Source organism: Mesorhizobium sp. M1E.F.Ca.ET.063.01.1.1 (assembly GCF_003998155.1).
Classification (GTDB): domain Bacteria; phylum Pseudomonadota; class Alphaproteobacteria; order Rhizobiales; family Rhizobiaceae; genus Mesorhizobium.
Window position 1 is genome coordinate 1 of sequence record NZ_RZSC01001783.1, and the last position, 388, is coordinate 388.

Annotated in this window: 1 protein-coding gene; it reads right to left on the reverse strand. The window is 71.1% G+C overall.

All coding sequences use genetic code 11. The annotated features are described in order from the left end of the window. Positions 1–388 (reverse strand): MoxR family ATPase (locus EOA29_RS40855; protein ID WP_245468902.1); only part of this gene is annotated, 388 nt, incomplete at both ends.

A 388-nucleotide genomic window follows, 5' to 3' on the forward strand; every position in this document is an offset into this window, starting at 1 on the left:
GTCGACGAGGTCGGACACGATCTGCTCCACCAGCCGCCCGTCGATCTGCGCGGCCGGCGAGAGGATGACGCGGTGGCGCAGCGCCGGCACGGCGAGCGCCTTGAGGTCGTCGGGGATCACATAGGAACGGCCGTCGAGCGTCGCCCGCGCCCGGGCCGCCCGCGCCAGCATGGCGCCAGCGCGGGGGCTGGCGCCAACCTCCAGGTCGGGGCTCTCGCGCGTGGCGCGCACGAGCGCCGCGATATAGTTGACGACATCGTCGACGAAAGTGACGGAGCCGACGGTGTCGAGCGCCTTTTCCAGCGTCTTGCGGTCGGTCTGCGCCTTGATGCCGTATTGCGCGATGTCGTGCGAGGCGGAGCCGCCGCCGTGATGGACGATGATGGCG